This window comes from Rhodopirellula sp. P2, assembly GCF_028768465.1.
Lineage (GTDB): Bacteria > Planctomycetota > Planctomycetia > Pirellulales > Pirellulaceae > Rhodopirellula.
This window is the reverse complement of the sequence record NZ_CP118225.1, coordinates 7,091,302-7,116,707: the sequence shown is the minus strand read 5'-3', so window position 1 is coordinate 7,116,707 and position 25,406 is coordinate 7,091,302. Positions and strand designations below refer to the sequence as shown.

Below are 25,406 nucleotides of genomic sequence, written 5' to 3'. Positions count from 1 at the left end.
TGCAAGTGCGAGAAGCGAATCCAAGGAACCAGCGTTTCACTCTAACCGCGTGTGCTGACGTAGGCCATCCTCAACGCGTGCGTGGCTTCGCCCAACATCTTCGATTCGTCCTCCGACAAATTGCCTTCGGTCTTCCCGACCAGCATTTCCAGGGTGTCGATCGAATGCTTGGCCATCGCCTTGTCGACGTGACCTTCTTTTTGGCCTGGCATTGGAATCTGGCCGAGGGCACTCATGCCCTGCGTGAACAGCATGGAGACCAGGACTTCAAAGCTGGCTGGCGGAAGCTGAGCCCCGCCGGTGGGCATCGGGGTCGCTTCCGTGGATTCATCCGCGACTTCGCTGCTGGGGGCGGCGTCGGTCGGGTCGGCATCGGGTTGATCGGCATCGGGTTGATTGGCCAAAGCTTCTTTCTCTTTGGCGACCTGTTCTTTCCAATCCGAGTCCACCACGATTTGAGGCGACTCGTCTGGTTCGTTTTCTTTGGGGTCAGAGTTTGTCATGGCAGATCAGGTAAAGAGGGGGAGGAGACAGAGTGGATTCAGGAAGCGGTTGGCTTCTCGGACTCCGAGGCAATCTCTTCGGTTACGCGTTGTTTGCGACGGTTGATCGCTGCTTCGATGAAATCAGTGAACAGCGGATGCGATTTCAGTGGCTTGCTTTTGAATTCGGGGTGGAATTGCGCCGCCAGGAACCAGGGGTGCGAATCGATTTCGACGATCTCCACCAGTCCGCCATCCGGGCTCAGGCCGGTGAAACGCATGCCAGCCTCTTCAAAGGCTTTGCGATATTCGTTGTTGAACTCGTAGCGGTGTCGGTGACGTTCTGCGATGTCCTCGCGGCCGTACGACTGGAAGGCTTTCGAACCAGCGACCAGTTTGGTTGGCTGGCTGCCCAGTCGCATTGTCCCGCCCAGGTCGATCACGTTCTGTTGTTCGTCCAGCAGGCAAATGACGGGGTGCGGGGTGTCTTTGTCAAATTCAGTTGAGTGAGCTTTTTCGAGACCCAGCACGTTTCGGCCGTACTCGATCACGGCCGTTTGCATGCCCAAGCAAATGCCGAAGAACGGCACGTTGCGTTCGCGAGCAAACTGGATCGCCTGGACTTTGCCTTCGACACCACGTTCGCCAAAGCCACCTGGGACGAGGATCCCATGGTATCCGCTGAGCAATCGTTCGGCACCTTCCCGCTCGATGTCACTGCTTTGAATCCGTCCAATCCGAATTTGCGCGTCGTGGTGCATTCCGGCGTGGTCAAGCGATTCGTAGATCGACTTGTAGGCGTCTTTGTGCTCGGCGTATTTGCCGACGACAGCGATGGAAATCTCATGTCGCGGGTTCCGCAATCGATGCAGCAAATCGTTCCACGGGGTCATGTCCAAGCTGCCTGCCGATGTCAGGCCGAGTTTCTTGACGATCAATTCGTCCAGTTTGTTGTCGACCAGTGACAACGGGACTTCGTAGATCGAAAAGTCCTTGTCCTTCTCTTCGATGACCGCTTCGGGTTCCACGTTGCAGAACAACGCGATTTTGTCCCGGTCGTCGCGGCTGATCGATCGCTCGCAGCGACAAACCAAAACATCGGGCTGGATACCGATTTCCCGCAGTTGACCAACCGAGTGCTGGGTCGGTTTGGTTTTCAGTTCGTCGGCAGCCTTGAGGTACGGCACCAGCGTCAGGTGCATGTACAGGCAATTTTCGCGACCGGCGTCGAGCGAGAATTGGCGGATCGCTTCGAGGAATGGCAGGCTCTCGATGTCGCCCACCGTGCCACCGATTTCGGTGATCACGACGTCCACATCGTCGCCGCCCATTCGCTTGATGACGCGTTTGATTTCGTTGGTGACGTGCGGGATGACCTGAACGGTCTTTCCCAAGAACTGGCCACGCCGCTCTTTTTCGATCACCGACAAATAAATTTGTCCGGTGGTGTAGTTGCAATCGCGATTCAACTCGCCAGAAGTGAATCGCTCGTAGTGCCCGAGGTCGAGATCGGTTTCGGACCCATCGTCCAAAACGTAGACCTCGCCATGCTGGTAAGGGCTCATTGTCCCAGGATCGACGTTGATGTACGGATCCAGTTTCTGCATTCGAACTCGAAGCCCGCGGCGTTCGAGAACCATGCCGATCGATGCACTGGTCAGGCCTTTGCCGAGAGAACTGACAACGCCGCCGGTAACAAAAATGTGTTTAGTCATGTCCGAAAATGATACCGTGAAGGAATGTTTTCGGAAGCGGAGTTGACGACCCGAAGGGACGATTGCCGGGGATTGTGCCGAGAAGGCCCGCTAGAGGGTGTGGAGACGTAATTCTGGATGCGGGTTTCCACCCGAATCTCCCGCAAAAGGTCCCCGTTTCCCGCAGACGTCCATTGGCGATGCGAAGGTCGGTCCGTTTTTCACAGACCGCTCAGATTGTCCCGCTGGCATGCTCATCGGGGTCTTCCCTGTCTTCCCGGGCGACGGAAGCCGAATTTGAGTTTTCTGGCTTGGGATCGAATTCCAGGCATTCCCCGTCGGCCAGGCAGTCGTCCAGTTGGGCCTGGATTTGGTCCAGCAGATCCTCCAGACGCTTGATCGTCGGCGGAATGGTGAACTCAGGCCGAGCCCGTTTGGGAGCGGGCGTCTTGGTCGTGCCGGCGTTCGAAATGGTCTTGCGGGTATCAGGATGAGACGAACGTGGGGGTGCCGCTGAGGCGGAGCCCTCTGCGGCAGGCTGTTCCTCGCAAAATTTCATCGCCGCGTCGGTGTCGGACTGGATCCGCAATCGAAGCCGATGGGTGTCTTGAAGCATCTGGCCAATCAAGCTTGCGTTGGGCAAACTCGCGTCGGGCGAGCATCCTTGGTCTGCAACTTGTTGCACCGTGGTCTGCAACATTGTTTCCAGGTTTTGCGATTGATTCACAATCGCAGCCCGTTCCATTGCTTCCGCATCCCGGCAGATGGACCGGATCGTGGTGAACGCTTTGTCGACGAACGCGGCATCCAGCGGGGCGCTCATCGTTCTGAGTTGAAGCAACTGGTACTCAAACACACCCAGTTGTGAAAGAGATCGCTGGGCAAACCGGTCCAAACGTGAAGGGTCGCTCATTGAATGCAAACGCGTTCCTGGGATGCCGACGCGGTGCAAACGCTGTTCGAGTCCATGCCGTGTTTCGAATCTCAGGAGGCGGGAGGCTGGGCAACATGCCAGGGTGAAAATCACTGCGTTTTCATGACCGGTCTTCATACCTAGGCCGTAGGACACGGTTGCCACGCCATTTGTCGTTGATTTCGATTGGAATGGACTGACGGATGCGTGCAGGCCTGATTTGATCCGCTTGATCACTACAACCGAAGTCATGACTGGGGACGCTCTGGAGACTTTGACGATGGCGGCCCAAGCCCGACGCCTGCCAATGACGCTTGGCGAATGCCTCGTTGCTGGCAAACGGTCGGCGAAAATCTGACGGAGAATTCAGGCGGGTCGTTTGCCGAAGGCCAGCTTTGGCACGCGACGTGCATCTTCACTTGGTTGTTGTCGACGTCGTCCGAAATCATCTCGCGACGCTCTCACTCACCTCTTTCTCAAAGCAAGTTCAAGCATTGGTCCCATGAATCCCGCCTTCATCCAAACTGTCCACGGTTTCACGCACCCCATCATCGCAAGCTCGTTGCTCAATCGAAAGCAGCAAGGCAGCGAAGTCCACGAAACGACGACGCAACTCTATCGCGAAGAAACGGCTCGCCGCCTGGAGGAAAACAACCGGCATGCCAAACGAGTGACCTCAGTCGCAAAACCCAACTAGCGGTCGAACCGGTACAGGGCTGTGTCGGTCCGCAGGATCAGAGCGTTGCCGATGACCGCGGGCGACGCCATGATTTGGCCGTCGACCTGATTGGTCGTTTGGATGTCACACTCTGTCCCAGGATTGATCACAAAAACCTCGCCGCTGTGATTGCAGAAGTAAATCCGGCCCGCCGCCAAGATCGGGGAGGCCGAGAATTTTCCGCCCAGACGTTTCGACCACACATTGGATCCGTCTTCGCGGTCGATGCAGGAGGCGACTCCGTTGTCATCGACCAAGTAGATCAGGCCATCGACCAGCACAGGCGATGGTTTGGCTGGGATGCTTTTCTTGACCGCCCATAGCACGTGGGATTCGGTCACGTCGCCCGATCCATCCACTTTAGCTGCCCACAGTTGTGGCTTGCCAAATCCTGTCGCGAAGTAAACCGCTTCGCCATCGAAGATTGGTCGCGGAACGACCGAGAACCCCTTGCCGTGGTACAGACGCCAGAACTCATCGCCGGTTTTCGAGTTGTACGAAACCATCCACTGGGAACCCATGCAAAGCAGTTGCTCACGACCATTGGAATCCGTGATCGCAATCGGCGTGCAGTAGGCCTTTTTCTGATCGCCGGTGGGAGCGTCCATTGGAGGACGGTTGGTTTCCCATTCGGTGGATCCCGTTTTGGCATTCAAGGCGATCACGTATTGGCGTTCCATCCCGTCCTGGATCAGGATGACTTTTCCGTCATGAATGATGGGGGAGCTGCCTGGACCGACCGCATGCTTGAGTGGCAGAGTCCGTTCCCAGATCAATTCGCCGCTCGCCCGGTCAAGGCAGAATGTGCCAAACGTGCCGAAGTGGCAAATCAGCCGGTCGCCATCGATCACCGGGGTGGGCGACGCGTAACTGTTCAGCGAATGGATCGCGTCGGGTTGCTCGATGGTGGCCAGTTCAATGGTTTGCTTCCGTTCGCCAGTTTCGAAGTCAACTGCGAAGACCTTCAGTTCGATTGATTTGGCGATCGCGAGTTGCTTGAACTGGCGTTCCGTGTTTTCGGTTTTCTTCAGCAGTTCGAGTCGCTCTTCTTCCGATGGAATGATCTCCACGGCCGAAGTCAACCAAATCGTCCCATCCGCGATCACGGGGGAAGACCAGGCCTTGCCGGCAAGTTCGGTTTTCCAGGTCAGGTTGTTGTCCTCGCCAAATTCAACCGGAGGATTGCCTGCGGTGACGATCCCGTCCCCGCTTGGGCCGCGGAATTGTGGCCACGAATCCGCTGAGGCGATTGTGGGTATGGCGGTCAGCGCGATCGTGAATGCGGCCCAGGAAAGGACCCCTCGACGCAGGGCTGAGTCAGGCAATCGAGCCAACCGTTGGAATGACCGGGACAGGTTGGCGAGGCAGGGAAATCGAACCATGGAGTGACTCAAGCGGGGGAGTAGGCGGGTGGTCGCATTCTAGCAAAAGCGTTCGGTGGGGTGCCGCAAAGTTTCTGTGAGCGTTGCAAACCGGTCCGGAAATGGCTGTTGGTCACCTAGAAACCATGATTTCAGGGCATTTTGACCAAACGTGTCCGGGCACTCGCGAACAATGCAGTGCAAGGCGCACTGAGAGGCCAACGTTTCTGAGCCAACGCTTCCTCGGTCCCGAAGGAGACAATTGATGTTCGAACCCAATGATGAAGTCGAGCTGACCTACCCCGAATCGACCTTGGTCGAAGCCAAGACCACGTTCCGACGTCGGCGTTTACAGATTCGTGAGATTCGCGATTTGATCGCCGACCCGATCACCCCCGAAGAATACCTGCGGCGTCCGCTGACCCAGCGTTCGCGTTACCTGCTGACCGCGTACGACAAAGACTCGAAATCTTGGCGACAATTCTATGTCGGATCCAGCAAGGAGTTTTTGACCGATGGGCGGTTGCGGATCGCTCTTTACGAGAAAGGTGGCACGTCGCCCAAGAAGATCGTTTCGCGATCGTTCGAAGCCACGCGGCGAGATCGAATCGCTCTCGCCCGCGCGGTCAAAGAAATGCAGCAAACGGACTTGGCCGGATTGGAATTGCGGATTGTTCCCGATGAAAGTCGCGTGCTGAAGCAGCAAGCCGACAAGGCAGTCGCGTCCAGGCCTGCACCGGTCAAGGAAACTTACTCCCGCAAAGACTCACCGACTCGCCCGGTCAAAGCACCCGCGATGACGCGGGGGATGACCGCTTCGTCGCCGTTGGTCGCCCCGCCGTTTTGAAGCACGACGGCAGGAATGATCGGGCACAATCATGTGAGCCGTTTGGACGCTGGCCCCCGGTTGCGCGTGAAAACCGTGGCTCACGCCAACGGCTCACATACCCGATGACACCTGCGTGCCTGCTTAGCAGTCCAGCGTGATGGCCGCTGAGAGTTCGATTGGAACTCTCAGCGAAAACTCGTGCTCTCGGTCGGCATCGATCAAACGATGCACTGAGCCACGGCGTTGCGGAGACCTGTGATCGGGTCACGCACAGGGATGAATTCGTGAGCGAAGTAGCCTTCATACCCGGTGTCCGCGATCGCCTTTGCAATGGGCGGGTACAGCAACTCTTGGTTGTCATCGAGTTCGTGACGCCCGGGGTTGCCGGCGGTGTGGTAGTGCCCAAAGTACTGGTGGTTGTTTTGGATGGTGCGAATGATGTCACCTTCCATGATTTGCATGTGATAGATGTCGTACAGCAGTTTGAAATTGTCGCTTCCAACTCGCTTGACCAGTTCGACGCCCCAGGTGCTGTTGTCGCACATGTAATCTGCGTGATCGACTTTGCTGTTGAGCAATTCCATTTGCAGCGTCACGCCGGCTTTCTCGGCCACCGGAGTGATCTTCTTCAGTGCGTCGACACAGTTCTTCATGCCGGTTTCGCGATCGATCCCGCGAGCGTTTCCGCTGAAACAGATCACGTTCTTCCAGCCTTCTGCCGCGGTGGCTTCGATCGCCACGTTCATCTTTTCCAGGCACTCGTCATGGAACTTGGTGTCGCACAATCCGTTGGGAAGCGAGTGGGATTGCACCATCGTGCAAACCAAGCCGTGTTTCTTCAGCGTCGGAAAGTCTTTCGGATCGAGCAGGTCGATTCCGACCATCCCCATGGAGGCGGCTTCCTGGGCCATCTTCTCCAGCGAGATCTTCGGGAAGCACCACTTGCAAACCGATTGGTTCAAACGGCCTTGCTTTGCGTCAACGGTTCCGGTGGCGGCAGCCGATCCGGTTGCGTCTTGGGCGTGCGAAGCGGTGGCGGCAACGGCAGTGGTTCCGGCCGCGATTGCGGCGGCACGGGTGAGCATTCCTCGCCGGTTCAGCGACGATTCGGGTTTCTTGTCTGGCATGATGGCAATCGGAGTGGAGAGGAAGGAAGGTTTCGCTCACCAGTTTAACTTCTGAGCCGACCCCTGTCTCCAAAACCCCTTCGGGGAACGGGATTCTCAAGGCGTTGCTGGCACGGTGCTTCAAAACGGCACGACCTCCTGTTGGGGCGGGGCGGCGAGAGTAAGGCAGTCAAGGCGGTGAGCGCATGAAAAAACCGCGTCGAAGCAATCTGCCTCGACGCGGCTTTGAGATCGATTGAGCGACGTTGAGCTTATCGCATGGCGATGGCTTGGTCGTCGAACTCGAAGTTGAGTTCGACGGTGTCACCCGCAGCAACGTTGATCGTGCGTTCTTGGCTCAGTTGGCGACCATTGGACTCCAACAAAACGCGAACGGTGTAGTTTTCCCAGTTTTGACCAGCGGCCAATTGGGTCGTGCGGAAGGTGCGAACCGTTCCAAAGCCGTTGGTTTCGTTGCCAGCCAAAACGACTTTCGCTTCGGCAGGAACGTGAAGTTGAACAACCGTTTCGGGTTGAGCAGTTTCAACGGCGCTGAATTGGTCTTCTTCTTCCGCTTCTTCGTCTGAGACAGCTTCGGTTTGGTTGAACACCAAGCGTTCCATGTCGCCGGGACGAAGTTTGATGGTTCGTTTGTCAGTCCGCTCTTCCCCGTCGACGTCGTAGGTCACGACGACTTCGTAGGTGTAGAGGTAACCGTCTTTGAGACCACGCGACATGAATTGGCGAACCATTCCATCGCTGGTTGTTTCGTGTCCGTTGACGGTCACACGAGCCGAGTCGACAGGAACTGCAACGGTCAACAAAGCGGCGTCGTCATCCAACGTCGGTTTGCGGGATTCGTAAGCAGCACCGCTGTCGATGACCGAGCCATCAATGATGGTCTCGCCGATGGGAGCTCCACCGTCGATGATGGTTTCGCCCTGAATGGGTGCCGAGTAAATCGGAGCCGATTCGATCATGGGGTAACTGTGCGACACCGAAGGTGCGGCGTAATGGATGGGAGCTGCGTAGCTGACTCCGCCGGAGCTGCCACCGCTGCTGCCGCCTGAGTAAGCCGACGAATACGACACCGAAGGAGCGTAGTAGCCGCCACTGCTGCCGCCGGACGAACGTCCGCCGCTGCTGTAGGACGTGCCACCGCTGCTGTAGTTGGCTTTGACAACGTACCCGCCGCTGCTGCCATGACGGCGAGCTTTGAGGCGAGCGATTTTTTGACGCAGGTGACCAGCCAAGCCACCGCCGGAAGATCCACGCGAGTACCCGCCGGACGATCCGCCGGAAGAACCTCCTGAGGATCCACCTGAAGAAGCGTACGCCGCGGTGTATCCACCCGACGAACCGCCGGAGGAAGCTCCGACCGAGCCCCCTGACGAACCAGCGTGGCGAGCCGCGATGCGAGCGCGCAGGCCGGAAAGTAATCCGCCCCCACTGCTTCCGCCGCTGCTGCCGTAGACGACGCCACTGCCACCGCTACTGCCGTAACTCCCGTAGGAGCCACCCGCCTCTGCGGAAACGCTCGTGCTGAGCGCCACCGTGAGGCATGCCAATAATTGCATGCACCTCATAAACGATTCTCCATCCTATTGACGCGACTCTTGGTACTGCCGATCGATCGCCACCACAACAGTGAGCGATTCAACGGCTTGAATTGCACTTGGAAGCTGCGGGCCATTCGATCTGGGGGGCCCGTCGCCTTCGTCAGGATAGCGGACCGGCGTTGCCGATCAAGAAGCCTGGGTAAAATAATTGGATTGCGTTGTGGTGGTGGTGGAGTTGTGACCGCTGTTTGCTCAATCCGGAGCGTTCGCCAGAAGAATGTCTGCCCTGGCTGGATAGTCAGTCGATCTTTTCAATCGCCACGTGATCAAATTCGGAACTGCCCGTCGCGCCGAACAGCCCGACTCGCACGATGGCTTCCCGAGCGGCCCGCGGGACCCGAACCAACCGGCTGTCTTCCCGCCAAGGGCGAGTGCCTCGGTAGGGGCCCATCGAAAAGGTCCCCAGGTCACGTCTCAGTTCATCGTAAAAACTGATGGCGACCATTGGCCACGAGTCCGCATCGGGGCCTTTGACGACGTTTTCCGTCCGCAGCCGCGCCGACAACCGAATCAAGGAGACCTTCGTTCCGTCAATTGCGATGCCCTGCAGCAGGTGCGACCCCAAACCAGGGGTTTCGTTCTCGAAGCGGATCAGACCGGAATCTTCGGCTCCATCCGCTGCGGACGCAGGCAAGGCGATCTGCTGGACTTGCCGGCCGTAGTACCAGCCCGGCACGAAGCCTTCCGGATCATCGGCGCCGGGTGGATCGGAGAAGTCTTGGTTGACGACTTTGGGATTGGCAGGGTCAGGGAGTGTCTGGCGAGCGTCTTCGGCGGTGCCCGTCATCGGAACGAACAACGTGGGACGCAGAGGTTCACGCACCAATTTGCCGTCGCGTTTGGTCATCCGGTACAGCGTTTGTTGGTAGCGTTCCCCGACGGGGATGATCATCGAGCCGCCTTCGCGGAGCTGTTCGACCAGTGGAACGGGCACGGATTCAGGGCTGCACGTCACGATGATTTTGTCGAACGGTGCGGCCTCCGGCCAACCCAGGAACCCATCGCCGATTCGGGTGTGGACGTTTTCGTAGCTCAGTCGGCTCAACACGCCCGCCGCTCGGGTGCCCAGTTCGTCGACAATTTCAATCGAATACACCTCCGCCACCAAGGGGCTCAGCACGGCGGCTTGGTAGCCGCTGCCGGTGCCGATTTCCAGCACTTTGTCCGTCGGTTGTGGGTCCAGCGTTTCGGTCATCGAGGCGACGATGAAGGGGCTGCTGATCGTTTGAGCGGAACCGATCGGCAAGGCCATGTCGAAGTAGGCTTTGTCGCGAACGGCCGACGGCACAAACTCGTGCCGGGGCGTGGTTTCGATGGATTTCAGGACCGCTTCGTTGGTCACGCCGGCGGTGCGAATCCTGGTTTCAACCAGCTTGCGGCGGGCGGCGGCGTAGCGGTCGTGGAGGGCAGTCGGTGAGGAGCCAGTTTGACCCAGGATCAACGGAGGAGGCTGGGCCAAGGAATTGTCGCTCGTCGATGGAGTTGGATGGAGAGAGGAAGCGGGCTGTTCCGGGGACTGCGACCAAACGGGCGTCATCGCCGAAGTCAGCAGGCACACCAAGGTGGCCTGGCACGCCCAACGCTTCTTTCGGGATTCGATTGCAACCGCGTCGCAGCCAGGGGAGGCGTTTGGGTTGGGGGGGCGCTGCTCCGACATCACTTCACCTCGGGACGCAGAAGAACGGGTTTGCCAAAGATGTCTTGGAACAAACCCGACTGGCTTCGCATGGCGATTTGTTCCAGCGACACGTCGTCCACTCCCGGGGCGGAAATGACCAATCGTTTGCCTTCTTGGGAGAGATTGATTTCGCGGATTCGGCCGCTGCGAGTGTCATCGAGCGCGATCGCCAGACGCAGAATCGCGGCCATTTTGGCCACCGCGACTCGGTCGTGTCGATCCAGGGACCCGTAACCTTCGTGGTTCGATTGCGGTGAGGCACGGCGGTGATACCGGGCCACCAACGCAACCAGCCTCAACTCTTGTTGCGACAGGCCAAACAGGTCGCTGTTGCGAATGATGTAATAAGCGTGTTTGTGATTGCTGTGCAGACTGATGTACAAGCCAACTTCGTGCAGCAACGCGGACACGTACAGCAGCACTTCGTAGCGGGCGTCCAGTTGGTGCTCTTTGGTCAGTTCTTCGAACAACCGGCGAGCCAACTCGGCGACGGCTCGGGAATGGGTCTCGTCGATTTGGTATTTGCGTCCGAGCGAAACGGCTGAGCGAACGATCTGCTGGCGGAATTCGCTGGTCCAATTGCCACCCTGCACGATGTCGGCCAGCAGCCCGTCTCGCAGGTTGATGTCGCTGACCAGGATGTGCTTGAGCTCAAAGTGTCGTGCCAGCATCGTGTACGCCAGCAAGGCCGGCGCCAACGTTTCCGCTTCGACAAACGTCGCACCATACTTTTTGACGACCGCGTCCTCACCCATTTCCAGGATTTGCTGGGTCAGTTCTTCGAGCTTGTCGACCGGAATGCGAGCCAGTGAGGTCTCGTCCCAATCTTCGATCAAACAATGCGCGGCGAAACGAATGTCGCCACCGAGTGCGACCAAGTTCAGTTGGATGTCCGTGCGGACTTGTTCGCTGATGCGAACCAGGATTCGGCGGATGTGGGTTTCCAGCAGTTCACGCCAGCGAACGCCGCGGGCACCGGACGCGTCCAGCGTCTGCAGCAATCGCAAGGATCCCAACCGGAACGATTCGCTGTGCAGGACATTGCCACCGCGAATGACGAGCAATTCGGTGCTGCCGCCGCCAACTTCCACGACCAACGATTTGCTCTCGGCAGTTTCTGCCAAGGCCATCAACTGGGGCGTGATGCCCATGTAGGTGATCCGGTTCACCTCGGCTTCATCGATCGGTTCGACGTCCAAACCGGTGGCCACATAGACTCGGTCAATGAACGCGACGCGGTTGCTGGCTTCGCGAACCGCGCTGGTGGCGACGACGCGAATGTCGTTGGTCGAGTCGATGCCGTATTCCCGCAGGACTCGGCGGAAACGTCTCAAAACCGCCGCGGCTCGTTCAATGCCTTTGCGTGACAGGCGTCGCGTTTCAAAGGCGTCGCGTCCCAGGTCGACGGGTTGCAGCAACGACTCCAAGGTGCGGACGCTGCCGTCGGGCAAGATCTCCGCGATCGCCATCCGGATGCTGGTCGCACCGATGTCAATCGCCGCTACCGTTCGCGGGGAGTTGTCCAGTGGCGTGGCAATGTGCGAGGTCGCCGTGTTGAGGTGCGGGTTCGCAGCACTGATGTGCGGCGCGGTCGCGGTGCTTCGAGGTGTGAGTGGATTGTCCATGTTCTTCACGCTGAATTCCTAGGCGGTGGATGCGAGAGGGACGTTGAACCCGTGTCGTCGCAAAACATCGATGGCTTGTTCACCACCCAAACACACTTCCGCCGTCCATCCGTGAGAGCGTGCCGCGTCGACGTTTTCTGGACGATCGTCGACGAAGAGAATTTCTTCTGGGCGCAACGCGGCATTCTCGTCTCTGCCTTGCCTGGTTGCCAAGCACTCGCTGGCCAAATTCATCGCTGTTTCATAAATCAGGCGGTCCGGTTTCATGCTCTGGGCCTCGTAGCTGACGACCTGCACTTCAAACGGACCGCTCATGACTTCCCAGCCCCGGCCGTTGACCCAGGTCCAGTGAGCCTCGCAGGTGTTGCTGAGGATTCCAATCGGGACTTTCGCGTCACGCAATGATTGCAAGGCGGCAACCATCGGTTCGATCGGAGTGAACATGTCACTGATCGCACGCATGATGTCGCCGGTCGCCACCATTCCATTGGGACCCACCAGCGTCGCGTAGGCATCGCGGATGGCTTGCGCGTACTCTTCTGCCGTGATCAACCCGGTTTCCAATCGATTCTGCAACCCGCTCGCGTGCAGGATTTCATCGGAGGCTTCGCGGGTGCCACCAAACAGATCGGCCACATTGTCGTTGGCTCGATTGCGATCAAACGAGACCAAGATGTTCCCGAGGTCGAAGTAGATAAATCGAATGTCGGTTGCCATCAGTCCAGTCCAAGAATGCGCAGGTTGCGGTACCAAGCTTCGGCGGGTTTGCCAGCATGAATTTGCAAACCAATCACCCCGACTTGGGGGATGTCGTCTTCCGATTCAGTGTAGTCAACGGTCTGAATTCCGTTGAGACTGATCTGAATCCGCGGCCCCCGGCACACGATCCGCATCTCGATCCATTCGGTTTGTTCCGGTGCGGCGGATTGTGAGTCCTGCTCACCCTGTGAGTCTTGTTGGTCGCGGCTGCGTTTCCACTCGACTTCGAACGGCGGTTCGGGCAATTGCAGCATTCGGCGGCGACGCGATTCGTCGTACAACGCACCCCAAATCGAACGCTCAGCGGAGTAACCCGCGTCAGCTTGGTAGCCGATCATCTCGTGCGGTGGCACCTGGTCGCTTTTCTTTGGGCGTCGTGAGCGGAACTGGATGCCCGCGTTTCGGCCCTCGCCACGCATCCGGATTTCAGCCCGGAACTCGAAGTTGTCAAACTTCTCGGTGGTGGCCAGAAACTGATTCTTGGGAATCGGTTGATCCAGCCGGCCGGCCACGATCGTTTCGTCTTCGATTCGAAACCAGGAGGCATCTCCTTCGAATCCAGCCAGGATCTGACCGTCGAACAGGGATCGACTGCGAGTTCGAAATTCTTCGTCGCTGACGCCGATGTCCTCGCTCGCCGGCGCCGCGGTCGCCGCGGCGGGTGCAAGTGATTCAGGTCGCTCTTGAGCGTGTGTGCCCTGCCCCACCGAAGTGCTGGCCAGGGCAAATAGCATTGCCATCACCCAGCGAGTTCGCCGGGAATTCACGGGTGAAAGTCGAGTGAGGCGGCGGGCCGCGGATGGTTTCTTGGAAGTGAAACCGGTCTCAGTTCCGAACGGATGTTGGGACGCCGCTGTCTGGGTTGGACCTGAGGCGAACTGCCCCATCTTTGTAGTTTTCATGTCACCGATCATACTCTTTGACCCTTTCAAGGTGTTGCCACCCCTCTCCGGCCGCTTTCCCCTGCCAAAACAATCTCATGACCGCGACTCAGCCTGATTCCGATTCCAATGCACTGAACAAGTACAGCAGCAAGATCACCCAGCCGAAAAGCCAGGGTGCCTCGCAGGCAATGCTCTACGCCACCGGCATGTCCTCCGAGGACATGAACAAGCCTCAAGTCGGGATCGGCAGCATGTGGTACGAGGGCAACAGCTGCAACATGCACCTGCTCGATCTCGCCGCGGACGTCAAAGCCGGTGTCACCGACGCTGGCATGGTCGGCATGCGATTCAACACCATTGGGGTGTCCGACGGGATCTCGATGGGCACCGACGGGATGAGCTACTCGTTGCAAAGTCGCGACCTGATCGCCGACTCGATCGAGACGATCATGGGAGCCCAGTGGTACGACGCGCTGATCACCCTGCCCGGCTGCGACAAGAACATGCCCGGCTGTTTGATGGCGATGGGACGTCTGAACCGTCCCGCCATCATGGTTTACGGCGGAACGATCAAACCCGGCCATTTCAAGAATGAGAAACTGGACATCGTCAGTGCTTTCCAGTGCTACGGGCAGTACATCGCTGGACAGATCACCGAGGAAGAACGCAGCGAAATCGTTCGCCACAGTTGCCCCGGTGCCGGAGCGTGCGGTGGGATGTACACCGCCAACACCATGGCCACCGCGATCGAAGCCTTGGGCATGGCCCTGCCCTACTCCGCCAGCATCCCCGCTGAGCATCCTGAGAAGAAAGAGGAATGCAAACGTGCTGGGCTGGCGATCCTGGAACTGCTGAAGAAAGACATCAAGCCTCGCGACATCATGACTCGCGGCGCGTTCGAAGACGCCATGGTGACGTTGATGGCACTGGGCGGCAGCACCAACGCGGTGTTGCACTTGATCGCCATGGCTCGCAGCGTCGATGTGCCGCTGACGATCGAGGATTTCCAGTCGGTCAGCGATCGCACTCCTTTCCTGGCCGACCTGAAACCGAGCGGTAAGTTCGTGCAAGAAGACCTGCACAGCATCGGTGGCACGCCTGCCGTGATGAAATACTTGCTCGAAAAAGGCATGATCAAAGGCGAGCACATGACCGTCACCGGCAAGACACTGGCTGAGAACTTGGCCGATCTGCCTGGATTGAAGGCCGGTCAAAAGATCGTGGCGACGATCGAAGAACCAATCAAAAAGTCAGGTCACATTCGAATCCTGAAAGGCTCGCTGGCAACCGAAGGTGCGGTTGCGAAAATCACCGGCAAAGAAGGTCTGCAGTTCAGCGGTCCCGCCCGTGTGTATGACAGCGAAGAGTTGATGCTCGCTGCCTTGGAACAAAAGCAAATTCAAAAGGGTGACGTGGTTGTCATCCGCTATGAAGGTCCCAAGGGCGGACCCGGCATGCCTGAGATGCTGACCCCGACCAGTGCCATCATGGGTGCCGGTCTGGGAAGCGACGTTGCTCTTCTGACCGACGGGCGATTCAGCGGCGGCAGCCACGGCTTCATCGTCGGCCACATCACCCCCGAAGCTCAAGTCGGTGGTCCGATCGCGTTGATCGAAGATGGCGACACCATCACCATCGATGCCGAAACCAACTCGTTGGATTTGGAAGTCGACGCGGCTGAATTGGAAGCCCGCCGGTCCAAGTGGACCGCACCGGCACTGAAAGCCACCCGCGGAACGCTCTACAAGTACATCAAGTGCGTGAAGAGCGCCAGCGAAGGCTGCGTCACCGACGAGTGAGTCGGTAGAGGACACCACTTCAACGGGCTTGGAAGCCCGTTGAGTACGGGGAATGTACGCTGGGCTTCCAAGCCCGGCGAAATCGAACTCGACGCCTCTACAACCGAGCCGGATTGACCGGCACCGTCGGGATCTCCCCCGACGCTTTCGCTCGCAGTAACGGACGCAATCGCCGGATGACGGCAACCGCCCGCTCATCCGGATCCACGGCCAGGTTGTGGAATTCATTCGGGTCGCTTTGGTGGTCGTACAACTCGACCCCGTGCCGACCTTCGGCCCATTCGGTGTACCGATAGCGATGCGTGCGAATGCTGCATCCCATCACTTGCTCGGGCAATCGATCGTCCGCGGGACGCAAGACTTGCGTGATCGCCGTGCCGTCCCACTTGGCAACCGGATCGTTCAGCAAAGGTTTCAAGCTGCGACCTGCCAATCCGCTCGGTGATTCAATCCCAGCCACATCCGTGAGCGTTGGATAGATGTCCACGAACTCGACGATGCGATTGCAGGAACCATGTCCCAACTGCGATGGATCGCGAATGATCAGCGGCGCTTGGGCTCCTTCTTCGAACAGCGTTCGTTTCTGCCAGACTCCGTTGTGTTCGCCGAGGTGGTAACCGTGATCGCTCCAGAACACCACGATCGTGTTGTCGGCCAGTCCCTGTTCCTCCAGCGCATCGAGCAAGCGTCCGACCTGAGCGTCGACGAATGACACGCACGCGTAGTAAGCCTGCGTCGCTTTCAACAGCGTTGTTTCGTCGAGTCCATAGTTAGGAACCGGGCAATTGTGAGCGAACGCTGCCGTGGGAATGTCGTCGCGATCACCGGCGGGAGCGAAGGGCAACCGCAGTGACTCCAGCGGGTACATGTCAAAGTATTTCTTCGGTGCGACATAGGGCGTGTGCGGTCGAAAGAAACCGACACCCAAAAAGAATGGTTCACCTTTCTTTTCTCGCATGATGCGGATGGCTTCCGTCGCGATCATGCCATCGGTCTGTTCTTCGTCCTCCCCGTCGGCAGCCAACCAACTGAGTGCACCACTGATCTTGCGATGCGGTTCGGCATTGAAAACGAGCTGCTCGTCGTCTTTGTCACGTCCCTTGGGATTGACCGTTTGGTTCCACGAGGGCGGATCGTCAAAGCCGTCGGTTCCGATCGACGCTGGCACGTTGTAGTGATAGATCTTGCCAACTCGAGCGGCAAAGTAACCGGCCTGTTGAAACGCTTGCGACAACGTGACGACGTTTGGAACTTCGTCACGAAAATGTCGATCGAGGTCGTAGACTTTGATTTGATCGGGACGCAGACCCGTCATCACGGACGCGCGAGTCGGATTGCACAGTGGCAGTTGGTTGTACGCTCGGCGGAAACAGACTCCCGACGCTGCCAAGCGATCGATGTGGGGTGTCTTGGCAACCACATCGCCGTAGCACCCCAGCGTCGATGCCAGGTCGTCGACGGCGATGAAGAGCACGTTGGGTTTGGAAGGCTTGGATTGCGTTTCCGCGTTTGCCGGCGCTGCGTGATTGGCGATGCACGCGATGAGTGTGGCGAGCATCCACAGGCGGCGGCTTGGGTTGTGGATGGAAGGTGATGCGAGGGAGGATGCCAAATGCATGAGTCACGCGAGGAAGTGGGGAGGGGAGCGGCACAGCGGAGGAGTGATTTGCGCTGGTCGGTTCAACGGACTAGGAAGTCCATTGTACGCTGGGCTTCCAAGCCCGGCGAAATCAAGAACAGTACGCTGGGCTTCCAAGCCCGGCGAAATCGAACACACGATCCCGTCCCACCTCGCGTTCATCGACGCGGAGGCACATCGCTCGGCCCGATTCGTGTGAATTCCACAAAGTAGGCCCCGCGAATTTTCTGGCTGGCCGCGTCACGCAACCAGGTCTGCAATCGATGCGGACCAGCGGGAAGATCGATCTCGAACGTGACGGATGAATCTTCCGGCTTCAGTGTTTGAGCTTGCTCGATCGAGCCCACACGAAGGCGAGCCTGGTCGGCTTGGATCGGAGCCAATGCGTCGTCGGGGAAACGTTGCAGTTTGATCGCGTATCGTCCCGCTTCCGCCACTTCGATTTCCCAGAAGCCGTTGATCAGCAGATTGCTGTCCGGCAACTGAGACGGTTTCCAAATCACTCGGCCTTCGGTCGGGTGCCAATCTCGGACGGTGATCAGAATGGGCGTGGTGTCCTTGCCGACGACGAATCGAATCACGTCCTTGCGGCTCCCGTGAACGTCCTCAAAGTAGGAGTCGTATTCAGCACGCAATTCACGCACGACCTCGGGATACTCGGCGGCGATGTTCTTGAACTGCCCCGGATCGTTTTGGTTGTCGTACAGTTCGTCGCGAACCAATCGCCAGCGGTCTGTCAGCACGACAAACGGCGGTTGTGCCCTGCCCTGCGTCTTCGTTGCCGAGACGACGTTGTCCGGTTGGCGTTCAATGATCAGGGTCCGTTCAGGCCACTGCTGCGAGGAATGATTGAGCAGTCCCGCCATCGAACGCCCGTCGAACTGGATGTCGGTCGGTCGCTTCAAATCACAAAGATCGATCAAGGTTGGCAACCAATCACGATGACAAGTCAATTGGTCGACTGGACGATTGCCATCCCACTTCGCCGGCCAGCTTGCGAAACACGGAACACGGTGACCGCCTTCGTAGACTGAGCCTTTCTTTCCTCGCATGCCCGCGTTGAATCCGACCTTGCGATTTTGTTCGCTGGCTCCTTGCGCCGTGCCATTGTCGCTCATGAATATCAGCAACGTGTTGTCACGCAGGTTGTCTTGGTCAAGCTTCTTCAGGAGTCGGCCAAGGTTCTCGTCAAAGTTTTGAATCATTCCATAGAAGGCAGCTCGTTGGGGTTCGATACCTTGCTGCTTGAACGGATCGGAATAACGATCGGCAACCAAGTACGGGCTGTGCATCGCGTTGGTGGGGATGTAAACGAAGAATGGTTGTTCCGATTCCTTCTGGATGAAATCAATCGCTTCATCGAACCAGATATCCGTGCAGTATCCGTCGAACGATTCAGGTGTTCCGTTTCGGAAGTAGGTGTCATCGAAGTAGTCATTGCCGGTCGGATTTCCGATCTCGTCTGCCCCGCCCGCCATGTGCCGGACCACGGTTTCAAACCCTCGCTCACGAGGTGCAAACGGCGGCGGGTCACCCAGGTGCCACTTGCCAAACATGCCAGTGCGATAGCCCGATTCGCGAAAAATTTCGGCCATGGTTGTTTCGTCGGGATCGAGCAACTGGCGACCTTCGGTGACCGCCCAAGCACCCACACGTGTGCAGTAACGGCCCGTCATCAATGCGGCTCGGGTGGGCGTGCAAACCGGATCGACGTGAAAGTTTTCCAGCCGCACGCTTTGCGATGCGAGGCGGTCCAAGTTGGGCGTGTCGAGCCAAGGGTTGCCGTGGCAAGACATGTCGCCGTAACCCTGGTCGTCGGTCACCACCAAAATCACGTTGGGGCGGGACTCGCTGGGGGTTTGAGCCCAGGCGGGAGAACAAGTCGTCAGGCAGGCGGCGAGGAGGATCCAAATTCGATGGTGCATGGAGTGGTCGATGATCGGAATGGTGTGGGGACAATTGCAATCGAGGTCAACCATCGTATTCCCCGAGGCGGACTTGTCGTTCAAACGTGATGCCGATGTGACGCTGGAGACACGAAAGCAGTTTGTTCGATTGACCGATCGTGTGTGTGGGAAAGAACTTACGAAGCGTCGGTCAGTGCCAGTTTTTCGGCGACCTTTTCATTGACTGAATGAGTCTCCATCGAGCACCACATGTCAGTATGAGTTACCCTGGTTGGGTTCGGTTGACTTTTAAAGTAGCAAGCCCGATGCGTCTGGCCGGACGCGAAGGATTCCTTTACCCGTGACCCACCATCGCATGCGAGTTCGCATTCTGACGACCATCAGGAAACCGCTGACGCTATGGTTGCTGGCGATCTTGATGAATGGCCAACTGTTTGCCGATGACATCGCGGAATCGTCCAGTGTGTCGGATTCGGAAGCGTTGTTCGTTCGCCGGGTGGCACCGCTGCTTCGCGAAAAGTGTTTGGGATGTCACGGGCAGGATCCTGATTTGATCGAAGGTTCGTTGGATCTGCGATCGTTCGCTGGCTTGGAAGATGGCGGCGACAGCGGGGAAGCTGCGGTTGTTCCTGGTGCGCCGGAACACAGCCCACTGTATTTGGCATCGACGAGAACCAGCGATAATTGGTCGGAGATGCCACCGAAGGAATCCGAGCAACTTTCCAAGCAGCAACTGGAATGGCTGCGAGATTGGATTGCCTCCGGTGCGGTTTGGCCAGACAAGGATCGCGTGGCCGAGATCCAAGCTTCCTATGAAGACGTGTGGTCCGCCGAAGATGGCATCACCGTCGCAACCTCCGGTGGGCTCGATGAACATTGGACGAACCGGAAGTATGACCCAGCCGGATTGTGGGCCTATCAACCGGTGCAGAAGCCTGCGTTGAAGAAGCAGCGGAATCCGATCGATGTCTTGATCGAAGCCGACTGGACTGATGCGAACGATGTGGCACCGCGGGCCGATCGCCGAACATTGATTCGCCGAGCCACTTACGACCTGACCGGATTGCCGCCAACTCCCTCAGATGTGAAACGCTTTCTCCAAGACCCCGCCGATGATCGTGCAGCATTTAAAATGTTGGTCGAGCGGTTGTTGCAGTCGCCTCATTACGGCGAGCGGATGGCTCAGCATTGGTTGGATGTGGTTCGCTACGCCGACTCCTCCGGATTCGCGAATGATTTTGAACGAGGGAACGCGTGGCGGTATCGCGATTACGTCATTCGCTCCTTCAACGAAGACAAACCGTACGACCAATTCATCCGAGAACAGATCGCGGGCGATGAGATCGATCCCAGCGATCCGGAGTGTTTGATCGCGACTGGTTTTTTGCGGATGGGGCCTTGGGAGTTGACCTCGATGGAGGTCGCCAAGGTGGCTCGTCAACGGTTCCTCGACGATGTGACCAACAGTGTCGGTGAAACGTTCTTGGGGCATTCGTTGCAGTGCGCCCGCTGTCATGATCACAAGTTCGATCCGATTCCCACGCGAGATTATTACTCCGTCCAAGCTGTTTTCGCGACGACACAGCTCGCCGAGCGGAAGGCGGCATTCTTAGACGATGAGAACCGGGCTGGTTTTGATGAGAAACGTTATCTCGATCGTTCGAAGCAAATCCACGAACGGACGCTCGAAGAGATCGAACAAGTCCTCCTGGATAACTCACAGATTTGGTTTGCGGAAAACGGCAAGGACCCGGCTGCGTGGAATGCGGAACTGAAACGGTTGCGATCCGACGGGAAAACAAAGTCGCTGTTCACCTCCGCTCGCAATGCGATGCGAGCGGCGGGAGTACCGGAGAGCGACTACCCGCCAAAGTTGGTCGGGTTCACGCCGGAGCAATTTGGGAAGGAACGCGTCGCGCGAAAGGGATTGCAACGTTTACGCTGGGAACAAGATCGTTACCAACCGTATGCCTTGGCGGTCTACAGCGGACGAACCGTTTCGCGAACGTCGGTCGTGAGTCCGATCCGAATGCCGCAGGATCGGTTGAAGAAGGGGGAGCTGGAATCCAGCGTGATCTTGACCGGTGGCGATCCCTTTTCCGCCGGCGAAGCGGTCTCCCCTGGCGTGCTCAGCGTGATTGAGAATCAGGTCGCGGCGGACATTCCGGTCGCCATCGAAGGACGCCGGGCCGCATTCGCGAATTGGGTGGCGGCACCGGAAAACCCGCTGACGTCTCGCGTGATCGTCAATCGTTTATGGCAATGGCATTTCGGAGACGCCATCGCGGGCAACGCCAACAACTTTGGTGCAACCGGAAAACCGCCGACGCACCCGGAGTTACTGGATTGGTTGGCGGCCACGTTGGTGGAAGAGAACTGGTCGATCAAAGCGATGCATCGCCGGATCATGAATTCGGATGTTTATTGTCGTTCTACTTCCAGTGCATCTGCTCAGCCGTCTCTGGGATTCCAACCTCGTCGGTTGAGTGCTGAAGAACTGCGGGATTCGATGTTGGCGGTGACCGGAGAACTCAACCCGGTGCTGGGTGGGATCCCATGTCGGCCCGAGATCAATCAGGAGGTTGCGTTGCAGCCTCGACAGGTCATGGGAACATTCGCGGCCGCTTGGGTCCCCAATCCAAAACCGAAAGAGCGTCATCGGCGATCCATCTACGTGTTGAAACTTCGCGGTTTGATTGATCCGTTTTTGGAAGTCTTCAACGTGCCATCGCCCGATTTCTCATGTGAGCGACGATCCGCATCCACGGTCACGCCTCAGGTCTTCAGCCTCTTCAATGGGCAAAGCACGCACGCTCGTGCTTTGGCCTTGGCCGATCGAGTCCGCCGGGAAACGCACTCGGACGAGGAAGCGATCGCCCGGTGTTTTGAACTGGTGTTGTCACGATCGCCTTCGAGCGAAGAGGTGGGGGAAATGTTGTCGCATTGGTCACGCGTGAATGAAATCCTTCCGGCGTCGCCACCTGAACGTGACCGCCCGCCTTTGGAAGTGGTGCGCAAAGCGGTGGAAGAGAACACGGGCGAGAAGTTCGAGTTTGTCGAACGCTTGCACGCCAACGTGGACTTTCAACCTGATTTGCAACCGGCCGATGTGGATCGGCAGACCTGGGCGTTGGCGGATGTTTGTTTGGTGCTGCTGAATTGCAACGAGTTTGTTTATGTGGATTGAATTCATCCGGCGCCGTTTGTTCCTATCAAGGTGGATGCAATGTTTGTGATCCCACGACGCGAAAGTTTGTTTCGGATGGGGACATCGCTGGGCGGGATTGCGCTGGCGTCGATGTTGGCGGACGAAGCATCTGCGGAAGACAGGCGTGCCGAAAACAGCGAAGCCGCGCCGATGCAGCCCAAGCCTGGGCATGTCCCAGCCAAGGCGAAGAACTGCATTTTCTTGATGATGGAAGGTGGGCCGTCGCACATCGACACGTTCGATCCCAAACCCAAACTCAACCAGTTGCACTTGCAGGAGTTTGTTCGCCAAGGCCAACAGAAATCCGCGATGGAGAGCGGCAAACGTTACTTCGTCCAAAGCCCCTTTTCGTTTTCGCGGCACGGCGAGAGCGGTGCGCCGATGGCGGACAACTGGACGCATTTGCCGAAGGTCGCGGACGAGCTTTGTTTTTACCGAGGGTGCCAGGTCGATAGCGTCAACCATCCCACCGCGATGTATCAAATGAACTGCGGCAATCGCTTCGGCGGTGATCCCGGCATCGGGGCTTGGGTGACTTATGGACTCGGTTCCGAAAATCAAAGTCTGCCCGGGTTCATCGTGTTGCCAGAGGTGTCGTACCCGCAAGGCGGAGCGGCGAATTGGAGCAACGGTTATCTGCCGGCGTTCTATCAAGGCACGCCCCTGCGAGCCAAAGGATCGCCGATTCTGGATCTGCAACCACCGGCCGGGGTCAGCCGAGCACGGCAGCGACTGAATCTGGATCTGCTTGCACGGATGAACCAGCGACATGCGGCCAAGCATCCGGGGCAGGATGAACTGTCCGCACGCCTGGAGAGTTACGAGTTGGCGTTTCGGATGCAGACCGAAGTTCCCGAAGCGATGGACCTTTCCGGCGAGACGAAGGAAACGTTCGCTCTGTATGGGATCGGGAACGATGCCACCGATGCTTTTGGGCGCAAGTGTTTGTTGGCTCGCAAGATGGTCGAGAAGGGGGTGCGTTTCGTTCAGTTGTACAACGGAACCTGGGACAGCCACGACTACATCGAACGGGCGCACGGGAACTTGGTGCGAGGTGTCGATCAACCCATCGCGGCATTGATTCAAGACTTGAAGCAACGTGGATTGCTCGAGAGCACCTTGGTCGTGTGGTGCGGCGAATTTGGTCGTTCACCCGACAACGGCGTTCGAGGCGGAACCGCCTACGGACGCGATCACAACGCCAACGCGATGACAATTTGGATGGCTGGCGGAGGCGTCAACGCGGGGCACACGATCGGCGCGACGGATGAGACTGGGATGACGGCGGTCGAAGAGGTGCGGCCGGTTCGTGACTTCCATGTCACGTTGTTGCGATTGTTGGGGCTCGATGACAACAAGCTCACGTATTATCACGCCGGCCGATTCAAGCAACTCAGCCAGTTCGGCGGCAAAGTGATCGAGCCGCTGATCAAAGCTTCGTAGCTGGACTCGCCAGAGTTCAGACGCCGCCGCGTGAACCGAATTCTGGCGAATCCGGCTACGAGTCGGGGCGGCTGCTGTAGGCCAGGTTCCACCTGGCGAGGGTGCTTGGCCGGTGAACGTTGCTCTCGCGAAAGCGTTTTGATGACGCCTCGCTTTGTTCCAAAGCATCGGCGTGGGCGCCCTGTGGAACATGGCCTACGGGGATCGTGAACCGAATTCTGGCGAATCCGGCGACGAGTCGGCGTGGCGGTTGTAGGCCAGGTTCCACCTGGCGAGGGTGCTTGGCCGGTGAAGGTTGCTCTCGCGAAAGCGTTTTGACAACGCCTCGCTTTGTTCCAAAGCATCGGCACGGACGCCATGTGGAACATGGCCTACGGGGATCGTGAACCGAATTCTGGCGAATCCGGCTGCGAGCCGGCGTGGCTGCCGTAGGCCAGGTTCCACCTGGCGATGGTTCTTGGCCGGTGAACGTCGCTCTCGCGAGCGCGTTTTGACAACGCCTCGCTTTGTTCCAAAGCATCGGCGTGGGCGCCATGTGGAACATGGCCTACGGGGATCGTGAACCGAATTCTGGCGAATCCGGCTACGAGTCGGCGTGGCTGCTGTAGGCCAGGTTCCACCTGGCGAGGGTGCTTGGCCGGTGAAGGTTGCTCTCGCGAGCGCGTTTTGACAACGCCTCGCTTTGTTCCAAAGCATCGGCGCGGACGCCATGTGGAACATGGCCTACGGGGATCGGAACCGAATTCTGGCGAATCCGGCGACGAGTCGGGGTGGCTGCCGTAGGCCAGGTTCCACCTGGCGAGGGTGCTTGGCCGGTGAAGGTTGCTCTCGCGAAAGCGTTTCGATGACGCCTCGCTTTGTTCCAAAGCATCGGCGTGGGCGCCCTGTGGAACATGGCCTACGGGGATCGTGAACCGAATTCTGGCGAATCCGGCTACGAGTCGGCGTGGCTGCTGTAGGCCAGGTTCCACCTGGCGAGGGTTCCTTGCCGGTGAAGGTTGCTCTCGCGAAAGCGTTTCGATGACGCCTCGCTTTGTTCCAAAGCATCGGCGCGGACGCCATGTGGAACATGGCCTACGAGAATCGGAACCGAATTCTGGCGAATCCGGCTACGAATCGGCGTGGCTGCTGTAGGCCAGGTTCCACCTGGCGAGGGTGCTTGGCCGGTGAAGGTTGCTCTCGCGAAAGCGTTTCGATGACGCCTCGCTTTGTTCCAAAGCATCGGCGCGGACGCCATGTGGAACATGGCCTACGGGGATCGGAACCGAATTCTGGCGAATCCGGCGACGAGTCGGGGCGGCTGCCGTAGGCCAGGTTCCACCTGGCGATGGTTCCTTGCCGGTGAAGGTCGCTCTCGCGAAAGCGTTTTGAGAACGCCTCGCTTTGTTCCAAAGCATCGGCGTGGACGCCATGTGGAACATGGCCTACGGGATCGTGAACCGAATTCTGGCGAATCCGGCGACGAGCCGGCGTGGCTGCCGTAGGCCAGGTTCCACCTGGCGAGGGTTCTTGGCCGGTGAACGTCGCTCTCGCGAGCGCGTTTTGACAACGCCTCGCTTTGTTCCAAAGCATCGGCGTGGGCGCCATGTGGAACATGGCCTACGGGGATCGGAACCGAATTCTGGCGAATCCGGCTACGAGCCGGCGTGGTTGCTGTAGGCCAGGTTCCACCTGGCGATGGTTCCTTGCCGGTGAACGTTGCTCTCGCGAGCGCGTTTTGACAACGCCTCGCTTTGTTCCAA

20 protein-coding genes and 2 pseudogenes are annotated in these 25,406 nt (G+C 58.2%); 5 read left to right on the top strand and 17 right to left on the bottom strand.

All coding sequences use genetic code 11. The features are described 5' to 3' along the window. Positions 1-41: 41 nt before the first annotated feature. The 3 genes from PSR62_RS25050 to PSR62_RS25040 all read right to left on the bottom strand — a co-directional run bounded on the left by PSR62_RS25050 (position 42) and on the right by PSR62_RS25040 (position 3,089). Positions 42-503: a DUF1844 domain-containing protein gene (locus PSR62_RS25050; protein ID WP_274405684.1), complete on the bottom strand. Its 462-nt coding sequence runs from the start codon at positions 501-503 to the stop codon at positions 42-44. Between the two features lie 38 nt (positions 504-541). After that, the gene (locus tag PSR62_RS25045) at positions 542-2,197 is read right to left on the bottom strand and encodes a CTP synthase (protein WP_274405683.1); all 1,656 of its coding nucleotides are present in this window, start codon (positions 2,195-2,197) and stop codon (positions 542-544) included. Between the two features lie 211 nt (positions 2,198-2,408). After that, a complete protein-coding gene (locus tag PSR62_RS25040; RefSeq protein ID WP_274405682.1) occupies positions 2,409-3,089 on the bottom strand; it encodes a hypothetical protein in 681 nt (226 codons plus the stop codon). Between the two features lie 502 nt (positions 3,090-3,591). Between PSR62_RS25040 and PSR62_RS25035 the strand changes: the two genes are divergently transcribed. Then, positions 3,592-3,786, top strand: a complete 195-nt coding sequence (locus PSR62_RS25035; protein ID WP_274405681.1) for a hypothetical protein — start codon at positions 3,592-3,594, stop codon at positions 3,784-3,786. Here PSR62_RS25035 and PSR62_RS25030 read toward each other — a convergent pair. Next, positions 3,783-5,189, bottom strand: coding sequence for an outer membrane protein assembly factor BamB family protein (locus PSR62_RS25030; RefSeq protein ID WP_274405680.1), 1,407 nt, complete (start codon positions 5,187-5,189; stop codon positions 3,783-3,785). The genes PSR62_RS25035 and PSR62_RS25030 overlap by 4 nt on opposite strands. 244 nt (positions 5,190-5,433) lie before the next feature. Here PSR62_RS25030 and PSR62_RS25025 point away from each other — a divergent pair, with 244 nt between their 5' ends. Beyond that, entirely contained in the window at positions 5,434-6,015 is a 582-nt protein-coding gene (locus tag PSR62_RS25025; protein ID WP_274405679.1) for a hypothetical protein, read from the top strand. Between the two features lie 200 nt (positions 6,016-6,215). Here the strand turns inward: PSR62_RS25025 and PSR62_RS25020 are convergent, their stop codons facing one another. The 6 genes from PSR62_RS25020 to PSR62_RS24995 all read right to left on the bottom strand — a co-directional run bounded on the left by PSR62_RS25020 (position 6,216) and on the right by PSR62_RS24995 (position 13,518). Then, complete coding sequence (locus PSR62_RS25020; protein WP_274405678.1) at positions 6,216-7,124, bottom strand: hydroxypyruvate isomerase family protein; 909 nt, start codon at positions 7,122-7,124, stop codon at positions 6,216-6,218. Between the two features lie 251 nt (positions 7,125-7,375). Beyond that, complete coding sequence (locus tag PSR62_RS25015; protein ID WP_274405677.1) at positions 7,376-8,680, bottom strand: TIGR03000 domain-containing protein; 1,305 nt, start codon at positions 8,678-8,680, stop codon at positions 7,376-7,378. Positions 8,681-8,960: 280 nt separating this feature from the next. After that, positions 8,961-10,379: a protein-L-isoaspartate(D-aspartate) O-methyltransferase gene (locus PSR62_RS25010; RefSeq protein ID WP_443217328.1), complete on the bottom strand. Its 1,419-nt coding sequence runs from the start codon at positions 10,377-10,379 to the stop codon at positions 8,961-8,963. Further along, positions 10,379-12,025 (bottom strand): Ppx/GppA phosphatase family protein, encoded by a 1,647-nt coding sequence (locus tag PSR62_RS25005; RefSeq protein ID WP_274405676.1) that lies wholly within the window; start codon positions 12,023-12,025, stop codon positions 10,379-10,381. Before PSR62_RS25005 ends, PSR62_RS25010 begins: the two co-directional genes overlap by 1 nt. A gap of 18 nt (positions 12,026-12,043) precedes the next feature. Continuing rightward, positions 12,044-12,742, bottom strand: a complete 699-nt coding sequence (locus tag PSR62_RS25000; RefSeq protein WP_274405674.1) for an HAD family hydrolase — start codon at positions 12,740-12,742, stop codon at positions 12,044-12,046. Beyond that, positions 12,742-13,518, bottom strand: coding sequence for a 3-keto-disaccharide hydrolase (locus PSR62_RS24995; protein WP_274405673.1), 777 nt, complete (start codon positions 13,516-13,518; stop codon positions 12,742-12,744). The genes PSR62_RS25000 and PSR62_RS24995 overlap by 1 nt, the downstream gene beginning before the upstream one ends. Positions 13,519-13,763: 245 nt before the next feature. Here PSR62_RS24995 and ilvD point away from each other — a divergent pair, with 245 nt between their 5' ends. Continuing rightward, entirely contained in the window at positions 13,764-15,467 is a 1,704-nt protein-coding gene (ilvD, locus tag PSR62_RS24990) for a dihydroxy-acid dehydratase (RefSeq protein WP_274405672.1), read from the top strand. Between the two features lie 97 nt (positions 15,468-15,564). Here ilvD and PSR62_RS24985 read toward each other — a convergent pair whose 3' ends face one another. Beyond that, positions 15,565-17,025, bottom strand: coding sequence for a sulfatase (locus PSR62_RS24985; protein ID WP_274405671.1), 1,461 nt, complete (start codon positions 17,023-17,025; stop codon positions 15,565-15,567). A 239-nt stretch (positions 17,026-17,264) separates the two neighbouring features. Continuing rightward, positions 17,265-19,085, bottom strand: coding sequence for an arylsulfatase (locus PSR62_RS24980; RefSeq protein ID WP_274405670.1), 1,821 nt, complete (start codon positions 19,083-19,085; stop codon positions 17,265-17,267). 268 nt (positions 19,086-19,353) lie between these two features. On the opposite strand from PSR62_RS24980, the gene PSR62_RS24975 reads away from it, so the two are divergent. Both PSR62_RS24975 and PSR62_RS24970 read left to right on the top strand, forming a co-directional pair. After that, on the top strand, positions 19,354-22,200 hold the full coding sequence (locus PSR62_RS24975; RefSeq protein WP_274405669.1) for a PSD1 and planctomycete cytochrome C domain-containing protein: 2,847 nt from the start codon (positions 19,354-19,356) through the stop codon (positions 22,198-22,200). 30 nt (positions 22,201-22,230) lie between these two features. Then, positions 22,231-23,664, top strand: coding sequence for a DUF1501 domain-containing protein (locus PSR62_RS24970; RefSeq protein WP_274405668.1), 1,434 nt, complete (start codon positions 22,231-22,233; stop codon positions 23,662-23,664). Here PSR62_RS24970 and PSR62_RS24965 read toward each other — a convergent pair. The 5 genes and pseudogenes from PSR62_RS24965 to PSR62_RS25860 all read right to left on the bottom strand — a co-directional run. Then, positions 23,592-24,008, bottom strand: a complete 417-nt coding sequence (locus PSR62_RS24965) for a DUF1589 domain-containing protein (RefSeq protein ID WP_274405667.1) — start codon at positions 24,006-24,008, stop codon at positions 23,592-23,594. The genes PSR62_RS24970 and PSR62_RS24965 overlap by 73 nt on opposite strands. Then, positions 23,977-24,360, bottom strand: a pseudogene (locus PSR62_RS24960) (DUF1589 domain-containing protein); the annotation flags it as partial. The gene PSR62_RS24965 and the pseudogene PSR62_RS24960, both read right to left, overlap by 32 nt. A 27-nt stretch (positions 24,361-24,387) precedes the next feature. After that, entirely contained in the window at positions 24,388-24,711 is a 324-nt protein-coding gene (locus PSR62_RS24955; RefSeq protein ID WP_274408298.1) for a DUF1589 domain-containing protein, read from the bottom strand. Positions 24,712-24,738: 27 nt separating this feature from the next. Then, entirely contained in the window at positions 24,739-25,056 is a 318-nt protein-coding gene (locus tag PSR62_RS25865) for a DUF1589 domain-containing protein (protein WP_443217468.1), read from the bottom strand. Between the two features lie 32 nt (positions 25,057-25,088). Beyond that, positions 25,089-25,220 (bottom strand): annotated as a pseudogene (locus tag PSR62_RS25860) (hypothetical protein); the annotation flags it as partial. Positions 25,221-25,406: the final 186 nt, after the last annotated feature.